This window comes from Sphingobacterium sp. UBA3519 (genome assembly GCF_002377215.1).
GTDB lineage: Bacteria > Bacteroidota > Bacteroidia > Sphingobacteriales > Sphingobacteriaceae > Sphingobacterium > Sphingobacterium multivorum.
The window spans coordinates 327,817-352,738 of sequence record NZ_DFPI01000025.1; the positions used below are offsets into that span (position 1 = coordinate 327,817).

Here is a 24,922-nt window from a genome sequence, read left to right on the forward strand (position 1 = left end):
TACTAAAAGTACTTGATGAATTATGCTTTATTTACATGAATAAAATCATTCTTTTGGTTATTATCCTTGGAATTGGCCTTATCACATACAAAACCATTCAAAAAAACACGCTTTTAGCCGTTGTTGATAAGGAAGAAAATGCTCCTTCAGACGCCTTTCGCTATACGATGGCAATAACGAACGTAAAAAAACGCATCATAAACAACAAAAAGTATAATAGTGACATATCCTTTCTCTTGGATATGAAAAGACCCTCGGGAAGAAATCGTTTTTTTGTCGTTGATCTAAAAACAGATCGGATTCTAGATCAAGGGCTAGTGGCACATGGATCCGGCTCCGAAACCGGAAAAAAGAATCTTTTGCAATTTAGTAATACGGATAACTCTCATGCGACATCGCTAGGTAGTTATGCTATCGGCAGCTCGTATAACGGTAAATTTGGAAAAGCATATAAATTATATGGCTTAGATAGCTCCAATAGCAATGCATATGCTAGAAACATCGTTCTACACAAATATGACCGCATGCCTTACGATGAACAAGTAGATCCAATATGTCTCAGTGAAGGCTGTCCTATGGTAAACGTCGAATTCTACAAAAGACTACAGAACCTGATTGACTCCTCAAAGAAACAAATCGTCTTACATATTTATTATTGATCACCGGCTATCCTCTTTGATCAAATTCAATAAAACCTGATACGGACTTTGAGATACAATAAGAGCTTTCAACCAAGCAATAAATCCCATAATAAATAAATCTTTATTTTCTTTGTCCTCCGCCATAGTTTGAACAGCTGCCCGAAAGGATTTCCCTTGAATAACTGCTGGATTTAAAAGATATTTCTCTACCAATTTGGCAAAATCAATCACTCTGTTTTCCTTGACATTCAGCAAGTATTTTTTATACCTACCGACAAAGCTTTTTAATTTCAAGGTTGCCAAATCGATGTGATCGAATTGAATATGGATCAGAATTTCAAGCAGACTCTTCCGAATCGTCCACAACATGCCCATTTTCTTCTCGTACCAAGCATCTGTTCGAATCAACTGCCGAAGCTCAATCAATGCTGTTTTATCTTCAAATTGCGTTAAAAACATCACCAAACACAACTGTAGATCCGCAAGATCAACCTCACTTGATTTTGGTGAGGCTTGCTTAATCCCCGCCCTTAACACGGAAAGACCTTTTACTCCATCGCCAAGGTAATGGAAATTCAATGCCATCAACAAATGGCACCGCAGCTGAAACTGGACTCGAAAAACCGTATTTCCTTGAGATAAAACTTCATTCAAGCGTTCTAAATACCCGATGCTCTCGTTAAAGAATCCGTTCCTCAAATTAAAATTGGCCAGATAATACAAAATATGAAGATAGTAAAATAGCTGATGCGCCGATGGTTCATCGTACTTCATCAAAAAATTATCTGCTGTTTTTAAAAAAGAATGAACCAGTGTATAGTTTTGATGTATTGCGGCATACTCATTTGCAATATACAGAAGTTGATAGAGTGATTTAAATGATAAGAGATCATCCAAAGAAATACTGTATTTACTCAGTACACTCAAAATCAACTTATTGATATCAATTATTTTTGCTTTCAAATGAATATCCTGCAATGCTGAACGCAATAGCGCATAAGCAATCTGAAATTTTGCTTCTTGCTGCAGTTTTTGCTGATTTTCGGTAAAACGATCGATAAGCAATTCCAAATTGACATTCAAATCTAAATGTGCATATTGTAGTCTGATTTGCAAGATTTCGTTCAGCAAACTAAACTGCTCCAGAACAAGAGCCTTGTCCTCAGCCCGTTGAAGGCATTTGAATCCAATCTTAATGAACTGACTTTCCAATAGAAAACGGCCCACAACAAATAATCTCAACGCTTCGTGGGCTTCACTGTTGTCTCGTTCAAAAACCTTATTTGAAAGAAAAAACAAAAGACTATCATGAAGTCTTTTCCTCAATGCGTGATAAGCATCCCGGTTTTTAATGGGATCATATAACTTTTTTAGCTTATTTATATCATCAGTTTCTATAATATCAAGTAACTTGATATTTTTCACATCATTTCGCTTATTCTTTTGTTTCAAAAAGGTTTTAAAATCCCTAATATCATCTTTATTCAATAATAATAGGAGATCCGATATCGCGTCCGCCATAGCTAAAATTTAGAATTAAACAAATATATTAAACAAAATTATATCGTCAGTATTCTTATAAATTCAAGTTTTAAAATAATTAGTTCCTATCGATATTTGAATCATAAAACAACAACAAATTAAAACTAAAACAAGAAAATTATGGAACCGCTAAAAAACATGATTGAAGAAAAAAAGGCTGAAAGAAATTTAGACAAAAGAAACCCATTTAAACCAACAGGAGCATTTATCGGAGCCTCCTGGACTGCATTATTGGTTGGTACCGTTGGCTATTGTGTAGGTTTATGGAATGCAACAATGGCATTAAATGAAAAAGGGTATTATTTTACAATTTTACTATTTGCGCTATTTGCGGTTATCTCCGTTCAAAAAAGTGTAAGAGATAAAGCAGAAGGACTAGCTGTTACCGAATTGTACTATGGTTTAAGCTGGTTTGCAACAATTGCTGCGGTCGTGCTATTAACTGTAGGCCTATGGAACGCGGATCTGCTGTTAAGTGAAAAAGGATTCTATGCAATGTCCTTCTCATTGAGTATTTTTTCAGCTATCGCAGTACAAAAAAATACACGTGATGCAAAACTTATCGATGACAATGAAATAAAACTTTAGCGGGTGCCGATCCTGCAGCCTCTGCGTAGCAAGCTGCAGGATCTTTCAATCTCTCGTAAAGCAAAAAAGGAAGAGCTTCTCATGGAGCTCTTCCTTTTTTTAAGTGGATTGTTTAAGCGGTGCAATAGGAAGGTAAACGAAAAATGCACTTCCAGTACCAAAAACACTTTGCACATCAATCTCTCCCCCCATGCTTTCGATAAATTCCTTGCTTATGCTTAACCCCAAGCCTGTTCCTTCCTTTGTACCCCCCGGAACACGGAAATACCGATCAAAAATCTTCGCTAAATATTGTACCGGGATTCCTTGCCCCTGATCTTCAACACGCAAAAGCACCCTGGCGCCCATTCTTTTGACAGCAAGACAAATCGCCCCCCCTTCATCGGAATAACGAATTGCATTGGACAGTAGATTCGTCAATACCCATGCGGTCTTCTCGTTATCAATAAAAACCATCGGCAGTTCCTCTTCCAGTTCAACCTGTAGTCGAATTTTCTTTTGGTCAAGCATTGAACGATTGGCTAACAGGGCATAATCTATAATCGGTCCGATTGTCGCCGGATTCAGCTTCATCTGAATGGTACCACTCTCCACTTGTGCAATATCCAAAAGTTCTCCCGTAATTTTCAGAAGTCGCTCTGTATCATCAGCAATTCCTTCAAGCAAGTCTTTTTGTTCTTCATTCAACGCTCCAATCCGCTTATTCTCGAGCAATTGGATCCCCATGCGTATTGATGCGATTGGAGTCTTCAGTTCATGAGATACCGTTCCAATAAAATTTGTTTTTGCGACATCACGTTCCTTAAAACTTGTCACGTTCTTCAACAAAATAAATTGTCCAATAAACTGCGAACTCTCCTCTCCCGTTGGTACAACATTAATGTCGATAACCTCCAGTTCAAAGTAGTTATCTTTTCCATAGGCAAAGATCTGAACTAAATCCAGACGCTCAGATTTCTGATTTAAAGAGTCAATCTTATCGAGAAGCTTATTAAGTAAATCATTGGAAGATGCTATTTCCGCTAATTTTTGCCCTTCAAATTCTGCGTGTTTTAACCCCGAGAGCAAACAAGCGGGTTCATTTGCAAAAAGCACTCTTTTTTCCTCATCTATCCCTATAACGGCATCATGCATATTATCAATAAGCGCTTCAATTCTCTTTTTATGCTGCAAGATCTTACCCAATTTACTTTCTGTATATTCCTCGAGCTTTTGAGCCATTGTATTGAACGAATGCGCCACTTCTCCAAATTCATCCTTTCGCTTAAAGTGAAGTCTCCTTTTATAGTTCCCAGCAGCAATTTGTTTAATACTATCAGTTAATTGTACAATTGGGCCAGCAATGGCTAGAGGGAGGTTCACAAGCAATACAAATGCCATCATAAAACAAAGCGCACCTACAATGGAGATGGCCAAAATTGCTTTTTCAGCTGTTGCATTGGCAATATTATTTTTGTGTTCAATCGCCTGCATATTAAGATACATTAACTGAAATATATCTTTGTGCAGGTCAGCAGCAATTGTTGCATCTTTCACCTGTTTCTTTAAACTCAAAAAGTGTTGATCTATACGTCCGGTCACCGCCCGTTCTCCAGGCTCGGTTACATTGCGCTTCTGGAGTCTTAAATTATCTTCAAATAGCGCCATGCTCTTCCCATTCGTATGAAGGTCTTCCAAAGCCAGCAACATATTTCTGGAATAATGCAGCGTATTATAATTGTCGACTAAAATATTATTGGTATCTTTTTTTAATCGATAAACATAATACCCACTCACTATCGCAAGCAGCAAGATCATAGAAAATAAAAATCCTACCCCGAATGTCAGCTTTGCTTTAAGTTTCATTGGATTCGATATTCTTCAATTTTTCGATACAAAGTAGCGATGCCGATTTCTAACAATCGAGCTGCTTCAGCTTTATTTCCATTCGTATGTTTTAATACACGTTGTATATGCTGCCTCTCCATGTTGGACATTGCAAAGTTTGACAAGACGTTTGCCCCTTCCCTATACTCACGTTCACCAAAAGGAAGGCTCTCCACACCTAATACGCCACCCTCACTCAAAATCACACTGCGTTCAATCACATTTTTCAGTTCACGGATATTTCCCCGCCATAAGTTGCCTTCCAAAGCCTGCACAAACTCAGGGGTCATCTGCAACGGTTTCAAGTTGGATTTTAAAGCAAAGATATCAGCGTAGTATTGCGCCAATGTCGCTATATCTTCAATGCGCTCGCGCAATGGCGGTAATTCAATCGTGAAAACAGAAAGCCTATAAAATAGATCACTCCTGAAATGGTCTGATGCAATTTCGGTTTCGAGATTTCTGTTGGTTGCTGCTATGATGCGCACATCCACTTTCGTTGGTTTGGAGTCCCCAACTTTTAAAAACTCGCCAGTTTCCAAAACACGAAGAATTTTAGCTTGAAGTTCCAAAGCCATCTCCCCGACTTCATCCAGAAAAATAGTCCCCAAATGCGCTTCTTCAAACAAACCACGTTGATCCTTAGTCGCACCAGTGAAAGCACCGGATTTATGGCCAAACAACTCATTTTCCAGCAAATCTTTTGTAAATGCGGCACAATTAATCGCCACAAAACTACGATCTCTTCTTGAACTCGCCTGATGGATTGCCTGTGCAAAAACCTCCTTACCTGTGCCGGTCTCGCCCGTTAGCAAGACCGTTGTATTTGTAACAGCAACTTTTTGTGCCATGCCGATGGCCGCTTTTATTGCACTGGATTTCCCAATAATCTTATCAAAAGAAAGTCGGTCGCCTAATCGTTTTTCTAACTGCTCCACCCTTCTAGCTAATGCAACCTTTTCACAGGCTTTATAAAGCAACGGTATAATGCGATTATTGTCATCTCCTTTCGTAATGTATTCAAAAGCACCATTTTTTATCGCCCGAACGCCATCCGGAATATTCCCGTATGCCGTCAATAAGATAATCTCTACAATTGGATACCGCTCTTTAATTAATTTAGCCGTTTCAACTCCATTACCATCAGGTAGCTTCACATCACAAAGTACAACATCTACATCACTGACTTCAAGCTTTTTTAACCCCGATTTAATGTCAGCAGCCTCGATCACATCAAAACCTTCCAGGCTAATAATTTTGGCCAGCAATTTCCGAAGCTTCTCTTCGTCATCTATAAGGAGAACTCTATTCACAATATTCGTTTTTTCAAAAGTACAATTTGTCCCAAGCAAATAGTAGAAAAATAAACAATTTGACTATTCCTCAAAAAATTTCCCGACATCAAAATAAAAACGCTATATTTGTAGCGCTCAACATCGTTAAAACTGCATGTAAGATTAAAATTCTTTAGAACGAAATAAATACCATCCATTGACGATACCCGTACAAATGGTCTTTTCTAACATTTAAAGAATTTCAACATGCTTTCATTACAACAACTTTCCTATATACATCCAAATAAAGATTTATTGTTTGAGAACATAAATCTGCACATAAACGCGCAAGAGAAAATCGCACTGATCGGTCATAACGGCGTTGGAAAATCAACGGCACTACAACTGATTGCCAAAGAATTATCGCCGACCAGTGGGAGCATACATAATAGCGCTAGCACCTATTATGTCCCTCAGGTTGTTGGACAATTCGAGCATAAGACGGTGGCTGAAGCACTTAGAATCGATAAAAAATTGAATGCTCTTTATGCCATATTGGCCGGTGATGCGTCTGAGGAAAATTTCAATAGACTTCAAGATGACTGGGCTTTGGAAGAACGTTGCCAAGAGGCTTTCAAACAATGGGATCTGCCCAACATACAATTGGCTCAGCAAATGTCTTCCCTTAGTGGTGGACAAAAAACGAAAGTTTTATTGTCCGGAATCCAGATTCATCGATCCGAGCTTATTCTTCTTGATGAACCGAGCAACCATTTGGATATGGACAGCAGAACACAACTATACGATTGGATTCAATCAAGCAAAAACACTATAGTCGTTGTCAGCCACGATAGAACCCTGCTTAATTTACTGGATGACATGGCTGAAATGGCCCCAAATGGCATCAAGCGATATGGGGGTAATTATACCTTTTACGAGGCTCAAAAGGAGATCGAACGCCATGCGTTGCAACACGATATCCACCACAAGGAAAGAGCGATCAAAATCGCAAAAGAGAAAGAAAGAGAAACAATCGAGCGCCAAAACAGACTAAACAACCGTGGTCAAAAAAAGCAGGAGAAGGCAGGTGTAGCTCGCATAATGATGAATACGCTACGTAATAATGCTGAAAAGAGTACCGCCAAAATTAAAAATGTACACCAGGACAAAATTGGAGATATCAGATCGGATCTACAGGAACTTCGTGGTTCACAATCCGCATTGGATGAAATTAAAATAGATTTGGGAAACAGTAATTTTCCAACAGGAAAAAGTATGATCAAGGCCGAAAACATCAATTTCAGCTATGGCGCAAAACAGCTTTGGAAAGATAATATAAACGTTCAATTATTCAGTGGGGATCGTATCGCACTCCAAGGCCCGAACGGATCTGGGAAAACAACATTAGTTAAACTCCTTCTCAACCAACTAATGCCTGAACAAGGAAAAATTGAGCGGCAATCATTTCGCGCAATCTATTTAGATCAGACGTATTCCATCTTATCTCCACATTTAAGTATTTATGAGCAAGCGCAGCAATTCAATACCGCCGCGCTACCTGAACATGAAATCAAAATTAGACTCAATCGGTTCTTATTTGAAAAAGACGATTGGGACAAGCCCTGCCAACTATTGAGTGGCGGTGAAAAAATGCGTCTGATAGTATGCTGTCTCACCATCCAGCAACAGTCTCCCGATTTGATTATCCTTGATGAGCCTACAAACAATATAGATCTTCAAAATATACTGATGCTAACCAGAGCGATTCAGCTTTATAAAGGTACCCTACTCGTCATTTCACACGATGAAGTGTTTCTACAAGAAATCCATATAAACAAAGTCATCAAATTAAAAAACCTCTAAAAGATAACGCCGTGTATTTCGCTGCAACGAAATACACGGAATATTTAAGTATCGCTCGCCATAAAATTTTAATAAAACAGGGTATTTTTTGTAACAATCCCATATTCTTTATTTAAAATCTGCTAAATCGATAAATTAAATTAAAAAAAACAAATTTTTATCGATATATTCACGATGATTTTAAACATGAAACAATAACCATTAAATTAATTGAACCTCCACATTTACATAGTAAGCCTTCAGGCAAATGTATCGCACAGGCCTCTCAATTAATTACTTCATTTAATTATGTCAGATTATCAAATTAAAGAAAATCCCGAATTATTTGACGCCATCGTAGTTGGTTCCGGCGCAGGTGGTGGTATGGCAGGTTATATACTTGCACATGCGGGGCTTAAAGTATTGATGCTGGAAGCAGGTCCTTTTTATGACCCAGCAAAAGATTCGTTACAACTACGCTGGCCTTGGGAATCCCCAAGAAGAGGTGCGGGTACCACAAGACCATTCGGGGATTTTGACGCAGCCTTTGGTGGTTGGCAAATCGAAGGCGAACCCTACAGCAAAGTAGCGGGAACTGAATTTGAATGGTTTAGAGCACGCATGCTGGGCGGCAGAACCAACCACTGGGGTCGAATTTCATTGCGTATGGGACCTGACGATTTCAAGCCAAAGGATGGAGTAACGGATGAATGGCCTATTACTTATGAAGAGGTTAAGCCATTTTATGACCGTGTAGATCGAATGATCGGAATATATGGCACGGCAGAAGGTATTCATAACGAACCCGATGGTATTTTTATGAAACCACCTAAGCCACGCTTAAACGAACTATATATTGCAAAAGGTGCAAAAAAAGCTGGAGTTCCAGTGATTCCCGGAAGAGGGGCGGTATTAACCGAAGTATCAAAAGATATTAAAGATCGAGGTACCTGTTTCTACTGTGGGCAATGTGGTCGTGCATGTAAAGTTTATGGAGACTTTTCCTCTTCATCTTGTCTGGTTATTCCAGCGATGAAAACGGGTAACCTGAAGGTGATAGACAATGCAATGGTAAGAGAAGTCATTACAAATGATGAAGGAATTGCAGTTGGTGTTTCTTATGTTAACACCAAGGATTTGCAGGAATATACCGTTAAGGGGAAAACCGTTATTTTGGGTGCTAGTGCCTGTGAAAGTGCGCGGATCATGTTAAACTCCAAATCAAAATCACATCCTGGTGGTGTTGGTAATAGCAGCGGTTTAGTCGGAAAATATCTCCACGATTCTACGGGAGCCAGCTTATCGGGCTTTTTACCACAGCTACTCGACCGGAAGCGTTATAATGAAGATGGCGTTGGAAGTGTCCATATTTATTCACCATGGTGGGAAGATAATGCCAAATTGAACTTCCCTAGAGGTTACCACATCGAATACGGCGGTGGTTTACATATGCCATCTTATGGATTTTTGAATTGGGTACCGAAAGTAAATGACCATGCAAAAAATTCAGCTGGAAAGTCAAAGGCCAAAGGCGGTTATGGTACTGCATTAAAAGAAGATTTCCGCAGCTATTATGGTGCAAATGTCGGCATGGCAGGACGCGGAACGGCATTGGCAAGAAAAGACAATTATTGTGAAATTGACCCCGATAAAGTCGACAAATTCGGAATTCCTGTACTACGTTTCAACTACAAATGGGCCAATGAAGAAATCGCGCAAGCCAAGCACATGCAAGAGACATTTCAGTCTATTATGCACGAAATGGGCGCTGTCATCACTTCTAAAATACCCGGAGCAGATACATTGTACGGCCTAGAAGCTCCCGGAAAAATTATTCATGAAGGCGGTACCACAAGAATGGGAAATGACCCTAAAACCTCCGTATTGAACAAATGGGGACAAGCCCACGATTGTAAAAATCTCTATGTCGTCGATGCGGGACCATTTGTTCAACAAGGTGACAAAAACCTGACCTGGACAATACTCGCTTTATCGATGCGAACAGCAGAATATATACTTCAAGAAAAGAAAAAATTAAACGGTTAAAAGCATGAATAGAAGAGAATCTTTAAGAGCATTAGGATTAATTGCAGCTGGATCTGGTCTTTTAACCGCAGCCTGCAATTCAAAAGATGCTAAAAATGCAGCAGCAGACAATAGCAAAAAATTACCTGGAGTCCAGGATTTTGAATACGAACGCACGGAACAATTATACGCCGAAAAGTTTTTCGACGAACATGAAATGGCGACAATCACTGTTTTGGCTGACATTATTATTCCTAAGGATAACATTTCAGGAAGCGCTTCGGAAGCGGGAGTCCCCGATTTTATCGAATTTATCGTAAAAGATTTGCCTGATAATAAAATCCCGATGCGCGGCGGACTTCGTTGGCTCGACCTACAGTCCAAAAAGCGTTACGGAACAGTATTTATCAAATGTAGCGCAAAAGATCAACTTGCATTGGTGGATGATATCGCCTACCCTGATTTGGCAAGACCGGAAATGAAACAAGGTGCCGCCTTCTTTTCATTGATGCGCAACCTGACTTCTTCAGGATTTTACACCAGTGAAATGGGTGTAAAAGATATTGGCTATGCCGGAAATAAACCTGGAGTCTGGAATGGTGTACCAGATGATGTGTTGAAAGGGCACGGTTTTGACCCAACTAAATTCTTTGGATAATAAAAAAATCCTTTCCAAAATGGAAAGGATTTTTTTATTTACCCAATTAAAATCTATTGTCCCGATGGTAACTCGGTAGCTTCCGGAGCCTTATCAATCAACTCCATAAATTGATCCAATTTAGGTGTGATGATAATCTGCGTTCTTCTATTCCGTTGCTTACCTAGCGCGGTCGTATTATCTGCAATTGGATTATATTCTCCTCTACCACCCGCAGTTAAGCGCTTCGGATCCACACCATATTTATTTTGTAAAGCCTGTACCACAGAAGAGGCTCTCAGGGTACTTAGATCCCAGTTATTCCGAATATTAGGTTTAGAAATTGGATCCGTATCGGTATTACCTTCAATCAAAACTTCATAATCTCTATAATCCTGGATAATTTTCGCAATTTTGCTTAACGTCTGATCGGCCCTATCATTAATTTCATAGCTACCGGATTTGTAAAGCATGTTATCAGCAAGTGAGATATAAACGACCCCTTTTAATACCTGTACATCAACTTCCTGCAGTTCCTCACGGCTAAGTGATCTTGTCAAATTATTGGTCAATACCAGATTCAAGGAATCGGATTTGTTTTTCGTCTCAACGAGATGCTTAATGTATTTATTTGAAGCGTTAATTTCATCAACCAGCTTAGAAATATTAATATTTCCCTGTGAATTCTGATTAATACTGTTATCGAGCGATTTCTGCAAAGCAGCATAAGCAGATCGGAGGTCCGCATTATTTTGACGTTCAGAAGCCAACTGATCTTCTAAGCTCTTGATCCGCGTCCGGCCTTCAGCTAATTGAAGTTGTCCATCCTGATATTGCTTGGTCAATTGACTGTGCTCCGTTTGCAATTTACTATAGTCGGACTGTAAACCAGCATATTGCTTTTTGCTGACACCACATCCGACAACAAACAAACTGGCCGTTAATACAGTCATTGGAAAAACTAAATTCTTCATGATATACTCTTTTTGTAGATGTTGAACTAATTCATATAGCAAGATACGCAATATTCTAGCCAAAATACCCCACAGTCTTGTCAAATTAACAACCTTTAACGTCCTATTGGGCTAGCTCCTTCAACTCTGTAGCGCTAAATACTTGCCCACCTTTAAGATAAGGATTGGCGCCTTTGAGATAATTATAAATAATGGATTTAGCCTCTTCACTGGGTAATTTATAAAGGTTTTTAACCAGGAAATTTTTATCCTCAAGGATATTATTGTTGTAGCCCAAAAAAGAAGGCGCATGCACCTGTACGCTCCAACGTATAAACCGTGCTTCAATATGATTTGGATTTTCCTTAATCACTTCTTCCAAATGCTTTTTCCCCTCTTTGAATTGCCCAACTTTCTTAAATGGATTGCCGATATGTTTCGCTAACAGTATTTGATAGGCGGCTAGATAGGCTTTCTCTGTCGGCGATTTGGCCCCTTCGGTCAATGCCTCCAAATTATGTTCACACAGATCCTCGTCCTTCACGGCCTCCGCATATTCTTTTCGAATTTTCTCCATATTCACCTGCTGGCCAAGCCCAACTTTTGTTAAAGTGAATAGAACAATTGTCAATACTATTCGTGTTATCATAATTATAAATCAGGCTATTTCAACAATTTCAATTTCCGACTTAAATTACTAAAAAAATCGAATCCAACTATTAATTTTCAATTATCATACCATAAAGGCCAAAATTCATGTCATCGTATCGCCACAGCTAGCCTTAAAAAAGAGAAAAGTCTTTATTAAAGTATATTTTTAAAGCAATTTTGCTCCATGAAACTGATTTTAGAAACAAGCCCAGTCTGGTTAAAGGTGATTTTGTCAATTCTATTTGGTGTGATATTAGGCTGCTTTTTAGGGGAAATAGTTTACACCTTATTGCAGGCATAAGCTCTTCATCATAATCGATATCCCCTCCTTTACCTGAGGATCTGCTGAATTTTATGCCTACAGATAGACCGCTAATTGCGGTTATTTGAATAGACCACTAAGTTTCATTATCCTTGCCAAAAATCAAATTATTTTTGCTATATTGCTTATACCAATATAAATTTAAAGCGAGCTATGGAAACTAAAGCAGAGTATCAGATTTGGGACACTATTGTGAATAGCGCAAAAACTAAATTCGATTATAAGCATATTCGTGCTATGTTTAAAAAGGAAGATGACGAAATAACCGATAAGTTTCTATTCCATATTATTGCAGGATTTGCCTGTGGTGAAAATCATCAGACCATCTCAACCAATCTTTTCAATGAATTACAAAGTATTCATTTTGAATGCAATGAAGAACAGATCGACCGGTTTATCGCTGATAAGCACGTAAAATTCAGTCCTGAAATCTACGCCACCTATCTTGCATTCTCTATGCTGGAAGATGGTGAAGAGGTCGATAACATCACCGAAATCATTAATAATCTTTTGCAACTAGATAAATAATTATCCGGAAGTATCGTTTAATTTTGGCTAAAAACTTATATTCGTGAATTATTACACCTATAGTTATGCGCCAGTTTTTAACGCTATTTTTAATATTTTCTATTTATACAAATAGTATAGCCCAGACTTTTGACTTTGGTAAAGTTTCTATTTCAGATTTTTCACGAACAGATCTGGATAGCAATGCCAATGCAATCGTGCTCAATGAGTTTGGACGGAGCTCTGTCTTTGTTGATGATTATGATAATCGCGTAAAACTTCAACATGAATACCATGTAATTATCCGGATCAATAACAAAGAAGGGTTTAAAAAAGCTAATTTTGAAATTCCTTCGTATAAACGCGGGAGTTACGTCCGTGACTATTTTGACGAACTAAAGGCTGTTACGTATAATTTAGAAAATGGTAGGATCGAGAAAACAGAGCTTGAAAATAAAAAAGTTTTCAAGGAAAATTACTCAGCCTATCTGGATCTTAATAAGTTCACCCTTCCGAATATTAAAGAAGGATCTATTATTGAAGTGTCTTATCGGACGCTGGAGCAGGATTTATTTAATTTCAAGACATGGGAATTCCAAGATGATATCCCCAAAATTCAAAGCCAATATATCGCAATTATTCCCGCTTCCTTCGCCTACAATGTAGTTTTACGCGGCCCCTACAAGCTTACCGATCAAAAAGCCGAAGCACTGAAAGAATTTATTTTCCTGGATGGGTTGCGAATGGATTGTTCAAAATTGACCTATACCATGAAGAACATTCCGGCATTTATGGAAGAGGATTACATGACTTCGCCAACCAATTTCAAATCTGCGATCTATTATGAGCTTGAATCGATCTTTTATCCGAGCACAGGCAGTAAGAAGACATTTAGCAAAACCTGGAAGGACGTCGATACAGACCTCATGAATGAAAAGACTTTTGGAGGTCAATTAAAAAAAACAGACTTATTCAAAGCCAATTTAGCAACAATTCTATCGCCCACTGACACCAAATTAGAAAAAGCAAAAAAGATATATAACTATATCAACAAACAAATAAAATGGAATAATTATTTAGGTAAATATGCTGAAACTGGTATTGAAAAAGCACTGGAAAAACGAACCGGGAATATTGGCGACATCAATTTAGCACTGGTAACTGCTTTATTGGCGGCAGATCTGGAAGCCTATCCTATTATTTTATCAACACGTCGAAATGGTACACCCAATGGCCTATTCCCGGTATTATCGGACTTTGATTACGTCATCGCTTGCGTGGATATAGACGGTGTAAAGTATAAACTCGATGCCTCCAATTTATATTTACCTTTTGGACAGCTCCCTTTACAATGCTTAAATGAACGGGGAAGAATCATCTACTCCAAAAAAAGTTCCGATTGGTTTCCACTTACGGCTCAAGAATCTTCCGATGTAAACTATATCTTGGAAGGGGCTCTGAATGACCAATTTAAAATCAAGGGAAAACTCACCATAAGCAGTAGCGGTAACAAAGCACTCCTAAAGCGGCAACATATTGCCAAATTCAACTCTTTGGAGGAATACTGGGAAAAACTAGACGAAGAAATGCCCAATATCACGTTAACAAAATCAAGTATTCAAAACCTGGAGGATATCGATCAACTATTGATAGAAGAATTTGATGTTATCCTAGATGTCTCCAAACAAATGGAACAAGACATACTCGTATTGGCTCCAAATATTATTGACAGGATTTCCTACAACCCCTTTAAAGCACAGGAAAGAACTTATCCGGTTGATATGGGTTTTAAATCCAAAACATTGTACTCCGTTAAATTGACCATTCCTGATCATTATGAAATTGCTGAGAAGCCTCAGAATGCATCGTTAGCACTCCCGGAGTCAACTGCAAAATATAGATATGTAACGCAGGTCAATGGCAATCAACTTGAAATACTACAGAGCCTCGCTTTCAACAAACCCATCTTTTCAGTCGATGAGTATTTTTCGCTCAAAGAATTGTATTCACGTATTATTCAACAACAAAAGCTAGACATAAAATTAATCGGTAAAAAATGAAAATCGTATTCATCAACTTACTATACTTCCTGCTTCCGATCCTCGCAATTGGGCAAGATAACTACGACGTCGCCAATATTCCAAGTACATTAAAGAGCAGGGCTGTCGCTACGGTGCGCAATGATAAAACGGTGGTAGAAATAAAATCTCCCGAACAAGTCATCACCACCATAACCTGTGCCATAACAGTGTATAATAAAAATGGAGACCGGTATGCCACGCTCCCAGTATATTATAATAAATCTACCGAGATCAAGAGTCTTAAAGGGGCTATCTATAATGAAATGGGAATATTGCAAAAGAAAATTGCAACGAAAGATTTCAAAGATATTAGCGCTGTGGACAATAGTACGATGTTTGCCGATTCCCGGGTAAAACTATTTGTACCTGACTACCATAGCTATCCCTATACCGTCGAATACCAATACGAGGTTAGGAGTAAACAAAACTTGATCATTCCATCTTGGACTCCTGAAGTGTCCAATAATGTATCTGTAGAAAAAAGCAGCTTTCAATTTATTGCTCCAATAGGCACAGAATGTCGAATTGAAACAACGAATTATAAAGGAAGTATCAAAGAAGAGAAAAATGACAAAACGGAAAGTAAAACATGGAATGCTGAACAGATCGCGGCAAAAAAAGAGGAATCTTATAGCCCCAATCCTAGCCTGAAAAGAACAAACGTACTCATCGTTCCCAAAAATTTTATTTATTATGGTAAGACAGGAAATTTCGGGGACTGGAAAGAATTTGGCCAATGGGTATCCAACAGCCTATTGAACAAAAAAGACGATTTGACGGAAGCGTCTAAACAAAAATTTATTGCATTAACAAAAGACGCAAGCTCAGATAAGGACAAAGCAAAGATTCTATACAATTACTTACAAAAAAACACACGTTACATCAGTATCCAAATCGGTATCGGGGGCTTGGAGCCCTTTCCCGCTTCTGAGGTTGACCGCTTAGGTTATGGTGATTGTAAAGCACTGGCCAATTACATGCGAAGCATGTTGTCGGCCGTCAATATCCCTTCCTATTACTGTATTGTCGAAGCAGGCAGACGCAAAGAAAGTTTCCACAAAACCTTTGCAAATGCCCAGGACGGTAATCACGTCATTCTATGTATTCCATTCAAAAATGATACGACCTGGCTGGAATGCACGAGCCAAAATCTTCCATTTGGTTTTCTTAGCGACTTTACCGACGATAGAGATGTCGTTGCCTGTACCGAAAATGGCGGAGTTATCATGCATACACCGAAATACATTAACTCCACCAACCTTCAATTGCGCTATGCCGACCTAAAACTTTCGGAAGACGGAAGCATCCAGGGGACCTTAAACACCAAATTCTACGGAGCCCAATATGAGAACCATATGGACGTGCTTTTAGCCAGCAATAATGATAAGAATAAGCTCCTCACGGAATACTATAATATAGACAATATCAATTTTAATCAGGTAAACTATATTGAACATAAGGAGGAAAATCCATTTATCGAGGAGAACCTGAATATTTTTATTAAAAACTATGCGGTGAAAAATGGTAATAAACTTTTGATCCAGCCTAATTTATTCAATACACATTCCAGCATTGCCGAAAGTAGAAATAGAACGGAAGATATTTTCATTGAAAGAGGCTACGCCGATATCGATAGCATTAGCATTGCCCTTCCAGAAAATATGCTCAAAAACATAACTTCTGAGAAGAAAATTATTGAGAAACCATTTGGAAAATATGAATTTAGGTCAGAAATAAAAGACAATAAACTGTTCACCTACAGAAAACTGGAACTTTTTGAAGGCAGTTATCCTGCCAGTACTTATGAAGACTTTTTCCAATTTCATAGTGAGGTAAGCAGCTGCGACAAGGGACGCTTTAATCTAAGCTTTCTCTAGTCGGAAGAAAATATTTACCAGAATATGAAGGAGTAAAATCGATCAAATAAGGCAATTATTGTATATTAGCTCAATGACAGAATACGCAGCAATCTTTGACATGGACGGTGTTATCAGCCACACCAACCCTTTCCATGCGGAAGCTTTTAGAGCTTTTTTTAAAAACCACAATGTACAACAGGCGACAGAAGAGGAATTTGAGCAGCATATGTATGGTAAGCATAATAGTTACATTATGCAACATTTCTTTCAACGTCCGATATCCCCTGAGGAACTGCGAACCCTTGAATTTGAAAAAGAACAGCTTTTTAGAGTCATTTATAAAGAGCACGTTGCCCCTATTAAGGGCCTGATTGAATTTCTGACAGAATTAAAGAATAACGGTTTTAAGCTTGCTGTGGCGACATCAGCTCCACGAGAGAATATGGATTTAATTCTGGACGAATTGAATATACGCCAGCTCTTCTCGTCCACACTGAGCAGCGAAGATGTGAAACTACATAAGCCACATCCTGAGGTTTACCTAAAATCTGCAGAAAACCTGCAAATTCCTGTTGACCGCTGTATTGTTTTTGAAGATTCTTTTTCTGGTATTACCGCAGCGAAAAATGCCGAAATGAAAGTTGTTGCCGTACTTTCAACCCATAAAAAAGAAGAATTGCCTGCAAGTGATGATTATATAAATAATTATACAGAAATATCTGTTGCCAATGTAAAGGCCATTTTAAAAACACAAGAATTATAACTTGGTTGAGTGTGTGCCGACACTTAGCCCGAGGACTTCAGCTGTCTCCTCTCTACCGATAAAAAAAGAGATTCCTTAAGGAATCTCTTTTTTTATCGGTTTGCCCAAGCGAGCTGCAATTTTCGTTCACCGCTGCTAGACTAAATTTTCACGAAGTGATTAATCTCTTTTTAGACCAAACTTCTCTATTTTACTATACAGATGGCTACGTTGAATATCTAAATCGTCGGCCGTCTTGGAGACGTTCCAATTATTTTTTTCCAATTTATATTTTATAAATTCTTTCTCCGCATGATCTTTATAATCTTGAAACGAATCAAAGGAGTCCATATCTAAACCATAATTCGTTGCGCCTTTTTCATGCGCTATACCGTTTACCGGTTCACGAGAAGGATTAGCAAATGCGACAACATCTTTATCTGTAATAGATCGATCACTCAAAATAATTAAACGTTCAATCATATTGCGCAATTCCCGAATATTACCTGTCCAGGGAAGATGGCTCAATTCCCGCATGGCCGCAGTCGTAATTTCCTTCACAGGTATCCCATATTCCATACAGATTTCTTCACAAAAATTTGTTGAAAGCAGGGGAATATCATCCACACGGTCGATCAAAGCAGGTACATGAATCAAGATTACCGACAGGCGGTGATACAAGTCCATTCTAAAATTGCCATCCTCAATTTCCTTCAAGAGATCTTTATTGGTCGCGGCTACTACCCTGACATTGACGTCAATTTCTTTATCGCCACCCACTCTGGTGATTTTATGTTCCTGTAACGCCCTTAACACTTTAGCTTGAGCGGATAGACTCATGTCTCCGATCTCATCCAAGAACAATGTTCCGCCACTCGCTTGTTCAAATTTTCCGATACGCTGTTTAATAGCTGAAGTGAAGGATCCTTTTTCATGGCCAAATAATTCTGATTCGATTAATTCGGAAGGTATCGCAGCACAGTTCACTTCAATAAGCGGTCCCTGCGCACGATTCGATTTCTCATGCAGCCAACGTGCCACAAGCTCCTTTCCCGAACCATTTGCTCCAGTTATCAATACACGCGCTTCTGTCGGTGCTACGCGATCAATTGTCTCTTTAATACGTTTGATTGCCCCAGACTCACCCAATATATCTTTAGTTTTCGAACTGCTAACTTTTCGTTTCAGTACTTTGGTTTCGGTGACTAGGGAACTTTTATCCAGTGCATTCCGAACGGTGATCAATAATCTGTTCAGGTCCAGCGGTTTTTCTAAAAAGTCAAATGCTCCTTTTTTCGCCGCTTCAACAGCTGTTTCAATCGTACCATGTCCTGAGATCATAATAAAAGGGATATCCGGGCTGCTTTGGTGTGCTTCCGCCAAAACTTCCATCCCATCCATCGTATTCATCTTGATATCGCAGAGAACAAGATCTATTTTTTCCTTTTTTAAAATATCTAATCCATCCCGGCCATTGTCGACATCTAAAATCGTATAATCTTCATATTCCAAGATATCACGCAACGAACTTCTGATGGCGCGCTCATCATCAATGATTAAAATTGTACTCATAAATCGAGAGTTATGCTATTTTTTCAATTACGGGAATCAATATAAGTTTTTTTTGGCAATTAGCAAAAAGAAGCAAACCTTGTAAGCCGGGTTCTGTAGACCACCGAAGTGGAATTTCTATCATTTATCTAGATTTGCCATCGCTGACAAACTCAATCAACCTACCCATTACGAATTCCAATACATTGAAAGAAGACGAGCAGCCTTCGAATTTCGCAACCTATTTGGTCTTTCAACACACGAGGTTTACCGTAATATATGTCACCATACAAGACCGTAAGCTCTTACCTTACGTTTTCACCCTTACTCCGAAAAGCGGTATATTTTCTGTGGCACTTTCTGTCTGCTATTTTCATAACAGCCTTCCCGTTAGGAAGCGTGTTGCTCTATGTTGCCCGGACTTTCCTCTCCTCTTAAAAAAGAGCAGCGATAGAACCAGTTTGCTTCTGCGCAAAAGTAGCTATTTTACTCGGATAAACCCGAATTTCTTTTCAATTTCGAAAAGACCATTCATTTAGCACCACAGGCACAAAAATCTACGCAATTACCTTGCGTAGATAAAGAGAATTTTTGTATTTTCAATCTAACAAAAAAAACATGGCACTCAATAAACTAGCCCTCATACGTTATAAAACGATTGACCATTGCCTTCGCTTGCGACATCGTAAATGGACCTTGGAAGATCTCATGGAAAAGGTTTCCGATGCACTTTATGAATTTGAAGGAATCAAAAATGGGATAAGTAAACGTACCATACAAGGTGATATTCAACTCATGCGTAGCAATAAACTTGGCTACAATGCGCCTATTGTGGTGTTGCACCGAAAATTCTACACCTATGAAGATCCCAACTATAGCATTAGCAATTCACCGATTTCCGTCGGTGACATGCAAAAAATGAAGGAAGCAGTAGAGGTACTTAAGCATGTGAGCGGTTTCTCCAGTTTTGATGAAATGAGCGATATTGTTGCACGGCTTGAAGATAGCATCCATACCAAAAAGGACAATTCACCTTCCATTATACAAATGGAAAGTAACAACCTGCTAAAAGGCCTTTCTTTTATCAGCCCGCTGCATCAAGCCATTCGTGAAAAAACACCACTCCTGATCAGCTACCAATCGTTCAAAGCAACACAACAGCAGGATCTGGTCTTCTCCCCTTATCTCTTAAAAGAATATCGGAATCGATGGTTTCTAATTGGTCAGCATAAAAAGAATGAAGGATTAATGACGCTGGCGCTTGATCGAATCAATACCATCGAGGAAATGGGCAAAAATTCATACAAGGAATATACAGGGGTCGATTTCGAACGTTACTTTTCGGATACCATAGGCGTAACGAAGACACAAAAAGACCGCGGCCAGCGGGTGATATTGCAAGTCAATGCAAAAAATGCACCTTATGTAGCAACAAAACCCTTACATCCTTCACAGCAGATTTTAGACAAAAAGGAGGATGGCTCAATCTTAATTCGCATCGATGTTGTACTTAACTTTGAACTGGAAAGAGAAATTTTAGGTTTTGGCGAATCCATTAAAGTACTCTCGCCAAGAAATTTACAAACGAGAATAAAACAGCGCTTGACAGCTGCCACAGAACTCTATGCTGAGAAATCTGTCGATAAGATATCAAATTCACAACATGAATAATAGCTCACACACCTAAATATCTTGGGCGATGGCGTAACCACTAGCCCAAGCCCATTGGAAATTATAGCCGCCAAGCCATCCTGTAATATCAACAGTCTCCCCGCCGAAATAAAGGCCTTCAACTTTTTTAGACATTAAGCTTTTGGAGTGAAGCTCTTCCGTTGAAACTCCTCCACGCATGACCTCAGCTTTATCATACCCCTTATCTCCCGCAGGTTTTACCTTGAAACGATGGATCGTATCGACAATCAACTTCGCATCAGCTTTACTCAGTGAGGCGATTTTGGTATCCAAGGCCAAAAATTTCCCAAGGGCGTCGACCAATTTCCTGCTGAAATAATCGTTTAGCAATTGTGAAACAAGTCGCTTTCCGCCGTATTGTCGCTCCTGTTTAATCAGATTATCCAAATTAAAATTAGGCAAGAGATCAATCGTAATCTCCTGTCCAGGCCGCCAATAACTTGATATTTGAAGAATTGCAGGTCCGCTTAATCCCCAGTGTGTAAAGAGAATATTCTCTTCAAAAGACATTCCGGCAACAGACACTTTCGAGAACACCGAATTTCCAGCCAGAGAACTATACCAATCCGCATCTTTTCCAGTTATCGTCAAAGGGACTAATGCAGGCGCTGTACCGACTACATTCAAACCAAATTGTTTAGCTAAGCGTACTCCAAAGTCTGAGGCCCCAAGCTTTTGCACCGGAAGCCCACCGGAAGAAACAACCACTTTATGGGCATGGTATCGGGACTCACCTTTTGCATTTTCTACTTTTACCACAAAGCCATTATCGTTTTTTTCTACAGATTTGACCAAGGTATTCAAGGCTATATCCTGCCCTGTCTCGTATAAAATTTTAGAAAATACAGCAACGATATCTTTTGCTTTATTGGTCTCTGGAAACAACTGTCCCAGTGTTTTTTCATGTCCCACGATACCATATTGTTCAAAAAATGTAATGGTATCGTCCACGGTCCATTGTTTGAATATACCGTGCAAAAAATCTGGATTTTCAGAAATGAAATTAGCGGGACTGCTACCAATATTTGTATAATTACAGCGCCCACCTCCGGAAATCAGGATCTTCGCACCGACCTTATCGTTTCTTTCAAGGACCAAGGTCTTCTTCCCAATTAGCCCTGCTTGGGCTGCACACATCAATCCGCAGGCTCCCCCCCCAATAATGATGGCATCGTATAGTATACTCACAGCAACACTCTAATAAGCAATCAATGTATTTTCAACAGAAACAACTCTTCGTTCCAATTGACTCTGATACCCCAATTCAATAATTTTAATGACATCCCGCGCCTGTTCCGCCGATGCGATCAAGGTAGTTTTTCCCAATATGCTATCCGCAACGTTCTGATAAAAATCAGGATAAGAACCTATTTCAGAAGGAATCATTTCTTCAATATCATTCCCCTGTTCAACAATATTGAGCTTGCCGTATAGACTTGGATCTTCTTGTCCCCAGGTTGGATCTTCATCGGGAAATTTACCATCGCGCAGTAAAGCTTCCTGTGGATCGACACCATATTTTACAAAATTTCCGTTCATGCCAAAGACACGATATCGAGGTGTAGGTTCTTTTGTAAGCATAGACCCTTTCAGCGATACCCGTAAGTCATTATAGTACAATAAGCAGTCGAAATTGTCAATGGTTTTCGCATAATCCCGTTGAATAGCTAAATCTGCAAAAACAGCATCTGGTCTTCCAAACAATTGTAAAGTTTGATCGATAAGATGCGAGCCCAAGTCGTAGAATATCCCCGAACCCGGTAAATGCTCTTCACGCCATGCATTTGGTCTCAAGTAATTGCGGAAACGATCAAACCTAGCTTCCAAATTTACAATTCTTCCCAATCGTCCACTTTGAATCACTTTCTTTAACGTTCGATAATCGGAGTTGAATCTTAAATTGTGATAAGGCGCCAAAATCAGATTTTTCTCCTTAGCCAGCGCGATAAGCTCATCGGCCTGCTCTACATTGTTCGTAAATGGTTTCTCGACAATAACGTGTTTCCCTGCTTCCAAAGCACGTTTTGCAAAAGGATAATGCATGTCATTGGAAGTCGCAACCACGACTAAATCAATAGTTGCATCATTAAAAATATCATCTGCCGACAAAGCAATTGCTGCCTGTGGATAGCGTTCCTTTAGCAAACTTTGCTGATCTGCTTTCCGGGCGGTCACTTTAACAAGATCCAGTTCAGCTATCGAACGCATCACGGGAGCGTGAAAAACCTGACCTGAAATTCCAAAACCAATAAGTCCTACGCGAATTTTTTTCATAGCATTACATTCTTTCAGGTACATGAATACCCAATAAGTTCATCCCTTTGGCGATAACCTTTGCCGCAGAAGCCGAAAGATGCAATCTAAAGTTCTTTACATCAGGATCTTCCGCTTTCAATATCGTTTCTTCATGATAGAATTTATTGTAGAACTTGGCTACTTCATAGATATAGTTTGCCAATTGCGCCGGGCTGAACTCTTGCGCAGAAGCCTCAATAGCCTCCGGAAACGCACCTAATTGCTGAATTAGATCTCGCTCGTAAGAGGAAATCGTCGCCGGTACAGACACAGCACTGTCAAAATCGAATTCAGCTTTACTTAAAACAGATTTGATACGCGCATGCGTGTATTGAATAAACGGCCCTGTATGACCTTGAAAATCGACAGACTCATTTGGATCAAACAAAAGACGTTTTTTAGGATCCACTTTCAATAGAAAATATTTCAATGCTCCCATTCCGATCGTATCGTAAAGAGCAGCTTTTGATTCCTCGTCCAATCCGCCAGTCTTGCCAAGCTCCTCAGTACGTACCTGTGCAGTTTTAAGCATTTCAGCCATTAAATCATCCGCATCAACAACTGTTCCCTCCCGCGATTTCATTTTACCTGAAGGAAGGTCGACCATCCCATACGATAAATGGAACAATCCGTCAGCCCAGGCTTTACCTAGTTTTTTTAAGATTAAAAACAATACCTTGAAATGGTAATCCTGTTCGTTACCGACAACATAAATAGAATCATTCATTTTGAATTCATCATATTTCAATTGTGCTGTCCCCAAATCTTGTGTAATATAGACCGAAGTACCGTCGCCACGAAGCACAAGCTTCTGATCCAATCCTTCGTCTGTTAGATCAATCCATACGGAGTTATCCTCTTTTTTAAAGAAAACCCCTTTATCTAAACCTTCCTGGATAATATCTTTACCCAACAAGTATGTATTGGATTCATAATAGTATTTATCAAAATCGACGCCTAATTGTTTGTAGGTCTTTTCAAACCCCGCGTACACCCAACTGTTCATGGTTTTCCAAAGGGAGATCACCTCTTCATTACCGGCTTCCCATTGTTGCAACATCGCTTGTGCCTCCTTCATCAAAGGTGCATTTTTCTTTGCTTCCTCTTCGGTTTGCCCCTCAGCTTTCAATGCCTCGATTTCCTTTTTATATTCTTTGTCAAAGACAACGTAATATTTTCCAACAAGGTGGTCGCCTTTAAGTCCAGTAGACTCGGGTGTTTCACCGTTACCAAATTTCTGCCAGGCCAACATGGACTTACAGATATGGATACCACGATCGTTCACCAAATTTGCTTTGATCACATCATAACCATACGCTTTTAGGATTTCCGCAACAGCATATCCTAATAAGTTATTACGGATATGTCCCAAGTGCAGTGGTTTATTGGTATTTGGAGAAGAGTATTCCACCATCAATTTTTTCCCGTTCGCAGGAAATACAGCAAAGTCCTTCGCCGTTATGGTCTGATTCAACAACGTGATCCAGTAAGCATCGGAAAGAACAATATTCAAAAAGCCTTTTATCACATTGAAATCTGATATTTCAGCGATATGCTGTTGCAAATAAGCACCAATTTCCTTTCCGGTTTGTTCCGGAGAAGATTTCGAAAAGCGCGTTACGGGAAAAGTTACGATTGTAATTTGTCCCTCAAACTCCTTTCGGGTAGCTTGTAAAGCAATTTGAGTTTCTAAAATATCTGCATTGTAAAGCTCTTTTACTGCCTGTACAGTGACTTCAACAAGTCGCTTTTGAATAGAATTTGCCATTTAATGATTTTGTAATTTTTACAACTTCCTGATAGTGAATTGGAAATAAATAACATTCCTTATTTAGGTATTCACCATTAAAGTAT

At 39.2% G+C, this 24,922-nt stretch carries 19 protein-coding genes and 1 other RNA gene; 10 read left to right on the forward strand and 10 right to left on the reverse strand.

The window, feature by feature from the left end; translation table 11 throughout:
• Positions 1-35: 35 nt before the first annotated feature.
• Positions 36-659 (forward strand): murein L,D-transpeptidase catalytic domain-containing protein, encoded by a 624-nt coding sequence (locus B3297_RS16605; protein WP_201639462.1) that lies wholly within the window; start codon positions 36-38, stop codon positions 657-659.
• Here the strand turns inward: B3297_RS16605 and B3297_RS16610 are convergent, their stop codons facing one another.
• Positions 660-2,162 (reverse strand): hypothetical protein, encoded by a 1,503-nt coding sequence (locus B3297_RS16610; RefSeq protein ID WP_115047854.1) that lies wholly within the window; start codon positions 2,160-2,162, stop codon positions 660-662.
• A gap of 141 nt (positions 2,163-2,303) precedes the next feature.
• On the opposite strand from B3297_RS16610, the gene yiaA reads away from it, so the two are divergent.
• Positions 2,304-2,771, forward strand: a complete 468-nt coding sequence (gene yiaA / locus B3297_RS16615) for an inner membrane protein YiaA (RefSeq protein WP_046675653.1) — start codon at positions 2,304-2,306, stop codon at positions 2,769-2,771.
• A gap of 99 nt (positions 2,772-2,870) precedes the next feature.
• Here yiaA and B3297_RS16620 read toward each other — a convergent pair whose 3' ends face one another.
• Both B3297_RS16620 and B3297_RS16625 read right to left on the reverse strand, forming a co-directional pair.
• Positions 2,871-4,616, reverse strand: coding sequence for a sensor histidine kinase (locus tag B3297_RS16620; RefSeq protein WP_286727720.1), 1,746 nt, complete (start codon positions 4,614-4,616; stop codon positions 2,871-2,873).
• Positions 4,613-5,950, reverse strand: coding sequence for a sigma-54-dependent transcriptional regulator (locus B3297_RS16625; protein WP_112374412.1), 1,338 nt, complete (start codon positions 5,948-5,950; stop codon positions 4,613-4,615). The genes B3297_RS16620 and B3297_RS16625 overlap by 4 nt, the downstream gene beginning before the upstream one ends.
• A 228-nt stretch (positions 5,951-6,178) precedes the next feature.
• Here B3297_RS16625 and B3297_RS16630 point away from each other — a divergent pair, with 228 nt between their 5' ends.
• From B3297_RS16630 to B3297_RS16640, 3 genes are all read left to right on the forward strand, one after another.
• Positions 6,179-7,774: an ABC-F family ATP-binding cassette domain-containing protein gene (locus tag B3297_RS16630; RefSeq protein ID WP_286779163.1), complete on the forward strand. Its 1,596-nt coding sequence runs from the start codon at positions 6,179-6,181 to the stop codon at positions 7,772-7,774.
• A gap of 288 nt (positions 7,775-8,062) precedes the next feature.
• The gene (locus B3297_RS16635) at positions 8,063-9,799 is read left to right on the forward strand and encodes a GMC family oxidoreductase (RefSeq protein ID WP_070569252.1); all 1,737 of its coding nucleotides are present in this window, start codon (positions 8,063-8,065) and stop codon (positions 9,797-9,799) included.
• A 4-nt stretch (positions 9,800-9,803) separates the two neighbouring features.
• Positions 9,804-10,436, forward strand: a complete 633-nt coding sequence (locus B3297_RS16640) for a gluconate 2-dehydrogenase subunit 3 family protein (protein WP_070569248.1) — start codon at positions 9,804-9,806, stop codon at positions 10,434-10,436.
• A 53-nt stretch (positions 10,437-10,489) separates the two neighbouring features.
• Here the strand turns inward: B3297_RS16640 and B3297_RS16645 are convergent, their stop codons facing one another.
• Together B3297_RS16645 and B3297_RS16650 are read right to left on the reverse strand one after the other, a co-directional pair.
• Positions 10,490-11,389: an OmpA/MotB family protein gene (locus tag B3297_RS16645; RefSeq protein ID WP_070569245.1), complete on the reverse strand. Its 900-nt coding sequence runs from the start codon at positions 11,387-11,389 to the stop codon at positions 10,490-10,492.
• A gap of 103 nt (positions 11,390-11,492) precedes the next feature.
• Entirely contained in the window at positions 11,493-12,017 is a 525-nt protein-coding gene (locus tag B3297_RS16650) for a hypothetical protein (protein ID WP_286779164.1), read from the reverse strand.
• A 477-nt stretch (positions 12,018-12,494) separates the two neighbouring features.
• On the opposite strand from B3297_RS16650, the gene B3297_RS16655 reads away from it, so the two are divergent.
• From B3297_RS16655 to B3297_RS16670, 4 genes are all read left to right on the forward strand, one after another.
• Complete coding sequence (locus tag B3297_RS16655) at positions 12,495-12,869, forward strand: hypothetical protein (RefSeq protein WP_070569242.1); 375 nt, start codon at positions 12,495-12,497, stop codon at positions 12,867-12,869.
• Between the two features lie 65 nt (positions 12,870-12,934).
• Complete coding sequence (locus B3297_RS16660) at positions 12,935-14,908, forward strand: transglutaminase domain-containing protein (protein ID WP_070569241.1); 1,974 nt, start codon at positions 12,935-12,937, stop codon at positions 14,906-14,908.
• Positions 14,905-16,806 carry a DUF3857 domain-containing protein gene (locus B3297_RS16665; protein ID WP_286779165.1) on the forward strand — a complete coding sequence of 634 codons (1,902 nt, stop codon included), beginning with the start codon at positions 14,905-14,907 and terminating at the stop codon, positions 16,804-16,806. Before B3297_RS16660 ends, B3297_RS16665 begins: the two co-directional genes overlap by 4 nt.
• 73 nt (positions 16,807-16,879) lie before the next feature.
• Positions 16,880-17,551: an HAD family hydrolase gene (locus tag B3297_RS16670; protein WP_070569236.1), complete on the forward strand. Its 672-nt coding sequence runs from the start codon at positions 16,880-16,882 to the stop codon at positions 17,549-17,551.
• Positions 17,552-17,710: 159 nt separating this feature from the next.
• Here B3297_RS16670 and B3297_RS16675 read toward each other — a convergent pair whose 3' ends face one another.
• Together B3297_RS16675 and rnpB are read right to left on the reverse strand one after the other, a co-directional pair.
• The gene (locus tag B3297_RS16675; RefSeq protein ID WP_070569233.1) at positions 17,711-19,102 is read right to left on the reverse strand and encodes a sigma-54-dependent transcriptional regulator; all 1,392 of its coding nucleotides are present in this window, start codon (positions 19,100-19,102) and stop codon (positions 17,711-17,713) included.
• Between the two features lie 66 nt (positions 19,103-19,168).
• An RNA gene (gene rnpB / locus B3297_RS16680) (RNase P RNA component class A) lies at positions 19,169-19,548 on the reverse strand.
• 151 nt (positions 19,549-19,699) lie between these two features.
• Here rnpB and B3297_RS16685 point away from each other — a divergent pair.
• Positions 19,700-20,752 carry a helix-turn-helix transcriptional regulator gene (locus tag B3297_RS16685; RefSeq protein WP_070569230.1) on the forward strand — a complete coding sequence of 351 codons (1,053 nt, stop codon included), beginning with the start codon at positions 19,700-19,702 and terminating at the stop codon, positions 20,750-20,752.
• A gap of 12 nt (positions 20,753-20,764) precedes the next feature.
• Here B3297_RS16685 and B3297_RS16690 read toward each other — a convergent pair whose 3' ends face one another.
• The 3 genes from B3297_RS16690 to argS are packed head-to-tail and all read right to left on the reverse strand — an operon-like array spanning position 20,765 to position 24,836.
• Positions 20,765-21,955, reverse strand: a complete 1,191-nt coding sequence (locus B3297_RS16690) for an NAD(P)/FAD-dependent oxidoreductase (protein ID WP_070569927.1) — start codon at positions 21,953-21,955, stop codon at positions 20,765-20,767.
• A 15-nt stretch (positions 21,956-21,970) separates the two neighbouring features.
• On the reverse strand, positions 21,971-23,047 hold the full coding sequence (locus B3297_RS16695) for an oxidoreductase (RefSeq protein ID WP_286779166.1): 1,077 nt from the start codon (positions 23,045-23,047) through the stop codon (positions 21,971-21,973).
• 4 nt (positions 23,048-23,051) lie between these two features.
• On the reverse strand, positions 23,052-24,836 hold the full coding sequence (gene argS / locus B3297_RS16700; RefSeq protein ID WP_070569227.1) for an arginine--tRNA ligase: 1,785 nt from the start codon (positions 24,834-24,836) through the stop codon (positions 23,052-23,054).
• Positions 24,837-24,922 lie beyond the last annotated feature (86 nt).

What these genes read in the sequence shown, in the direction of transcription:
- B3297_RS16605 (WP_201639462.1), top strand. Translation starts at nt 36, where the DNA reads ATGAATAAAATCATTCTTTTGGTTATTATCCTTGGAATTGGCCTTATC.
- B3297_RS16610 (WP_115047854.1), bottom strand. Translation starts at nt 2,162, where the DNA reads ATGGCGGACGCGATATCGGATCTCCTATTATTATTGAATAAAGATGAT.
- yiaA (WP_046675653.1), top strand. Translation starts at nt 2,304, where the DNA reads ATGGAACCGCTAAAAAACATGATTGAAGAAAAAAAGGCTGAAAGAAAT.
- B3297_RS16620 (WP_286727720.1), bottom strand. Translation starts at nt 4,616, where the DNA reads ATGAAACTTAAAGCAAAGCTGACATTCGGGGTAGGATTTTTATTTTCT.
- B3297_RS16630 (WP_286779163.1), top strand. Translation starts at nt 6,179, where the DNA reads ATGCTTTCATTACAACAACTTTCCTATATACATCCAAATAAAGATTTA.
- B3297_RS16635 (WP_070569252.1), top strand. Translation starts at nt 8,063, where the DNA reads ATGTCAGATTATCAAATTAAAGAAAATCCCGAATTATTTGACGCCATC.
- B3297_RS16640 (WP_070569248.1), top strand. Translation starts at nt 9,804, where the DNA reads ATGAATAGAAGAGAATCTTTAAGAGCATTAGGATTAATTGCAGCTGGA.
- B3297_RS16645 (WP_070569245.1), bottom strand. Translation starts at nt 11,389, where the DNA reads ATGAAGAATTTAGTTTTTCCAATGACTGTATTAACGGCCAGTTTGTTT.
- B3297_RS16650 (WP_286779164.1), bottom strand. Translation starts at nt 12,017, where the DNA reads ATGATAACACGAATAGTATTGACAATTGTTCTATTCACTTTAACAAAA.
- B3297_RS16655 (WP_070569242.1), top strand. Translation starts at nt 12,495, where the DNA reads ATGGAAACTAAAGCAGAGTATCAGATTTGGGACACTATTGTGAATAGC.
- B3297_RS16660 (WP_070569241.1), top strand. Translation starts at nt 12,935, where the DNA reads ATGCGCCAGTTTTTAACGCTATTTTTAATATTTTCTATTTATACAAAT.
- B3297_RS16665 (WP_286779165.1), top strand. Translation starts at nt 14,905, where the DNA reads ATGAAAATCGTATTCATCAACTTACTATACTTCCTGCTTCCGATCCTC.
- B3297_RS16670 (WP_070569236.1), top strand. Translation starts at nt 16,880, where the DNA reads ATGACAGAATACGCAGCAATCTTTGACATGGACGGTGTTATCAGCCAC.
- B3297_RS16675 (WP_070569233.1), bottom strand. Translation starts at nt 19,102, where the DNA reads ATGAGTACAATTTTAATCATTGATGATGAGCGCGCCATCAGAAGTTCG.
- B3297_RS16685 (WP_070569230.1), top strand. Translation starts at nt 19,700, where the DNA reads ATGGCACTCAATAAACTAGCCCTCATACGTTATAAAACGATTGACCAT.
- B3297_RS16695 (WP_286779166.1), bottom strand. Translation starts at nt 23,047, where the DNA reads ATGAAAAAAATTCGCGTAGGACTTATTGGTTTTGGAATTTCAGGTCAG.
- argS (WP_070569227.1), bottom strand. Translation starts at nt 24,836, where the DNA reads ATGGCAAATTCTATTCAAAAGCGACTTGTTGAAGTCACTGTACAGGCA.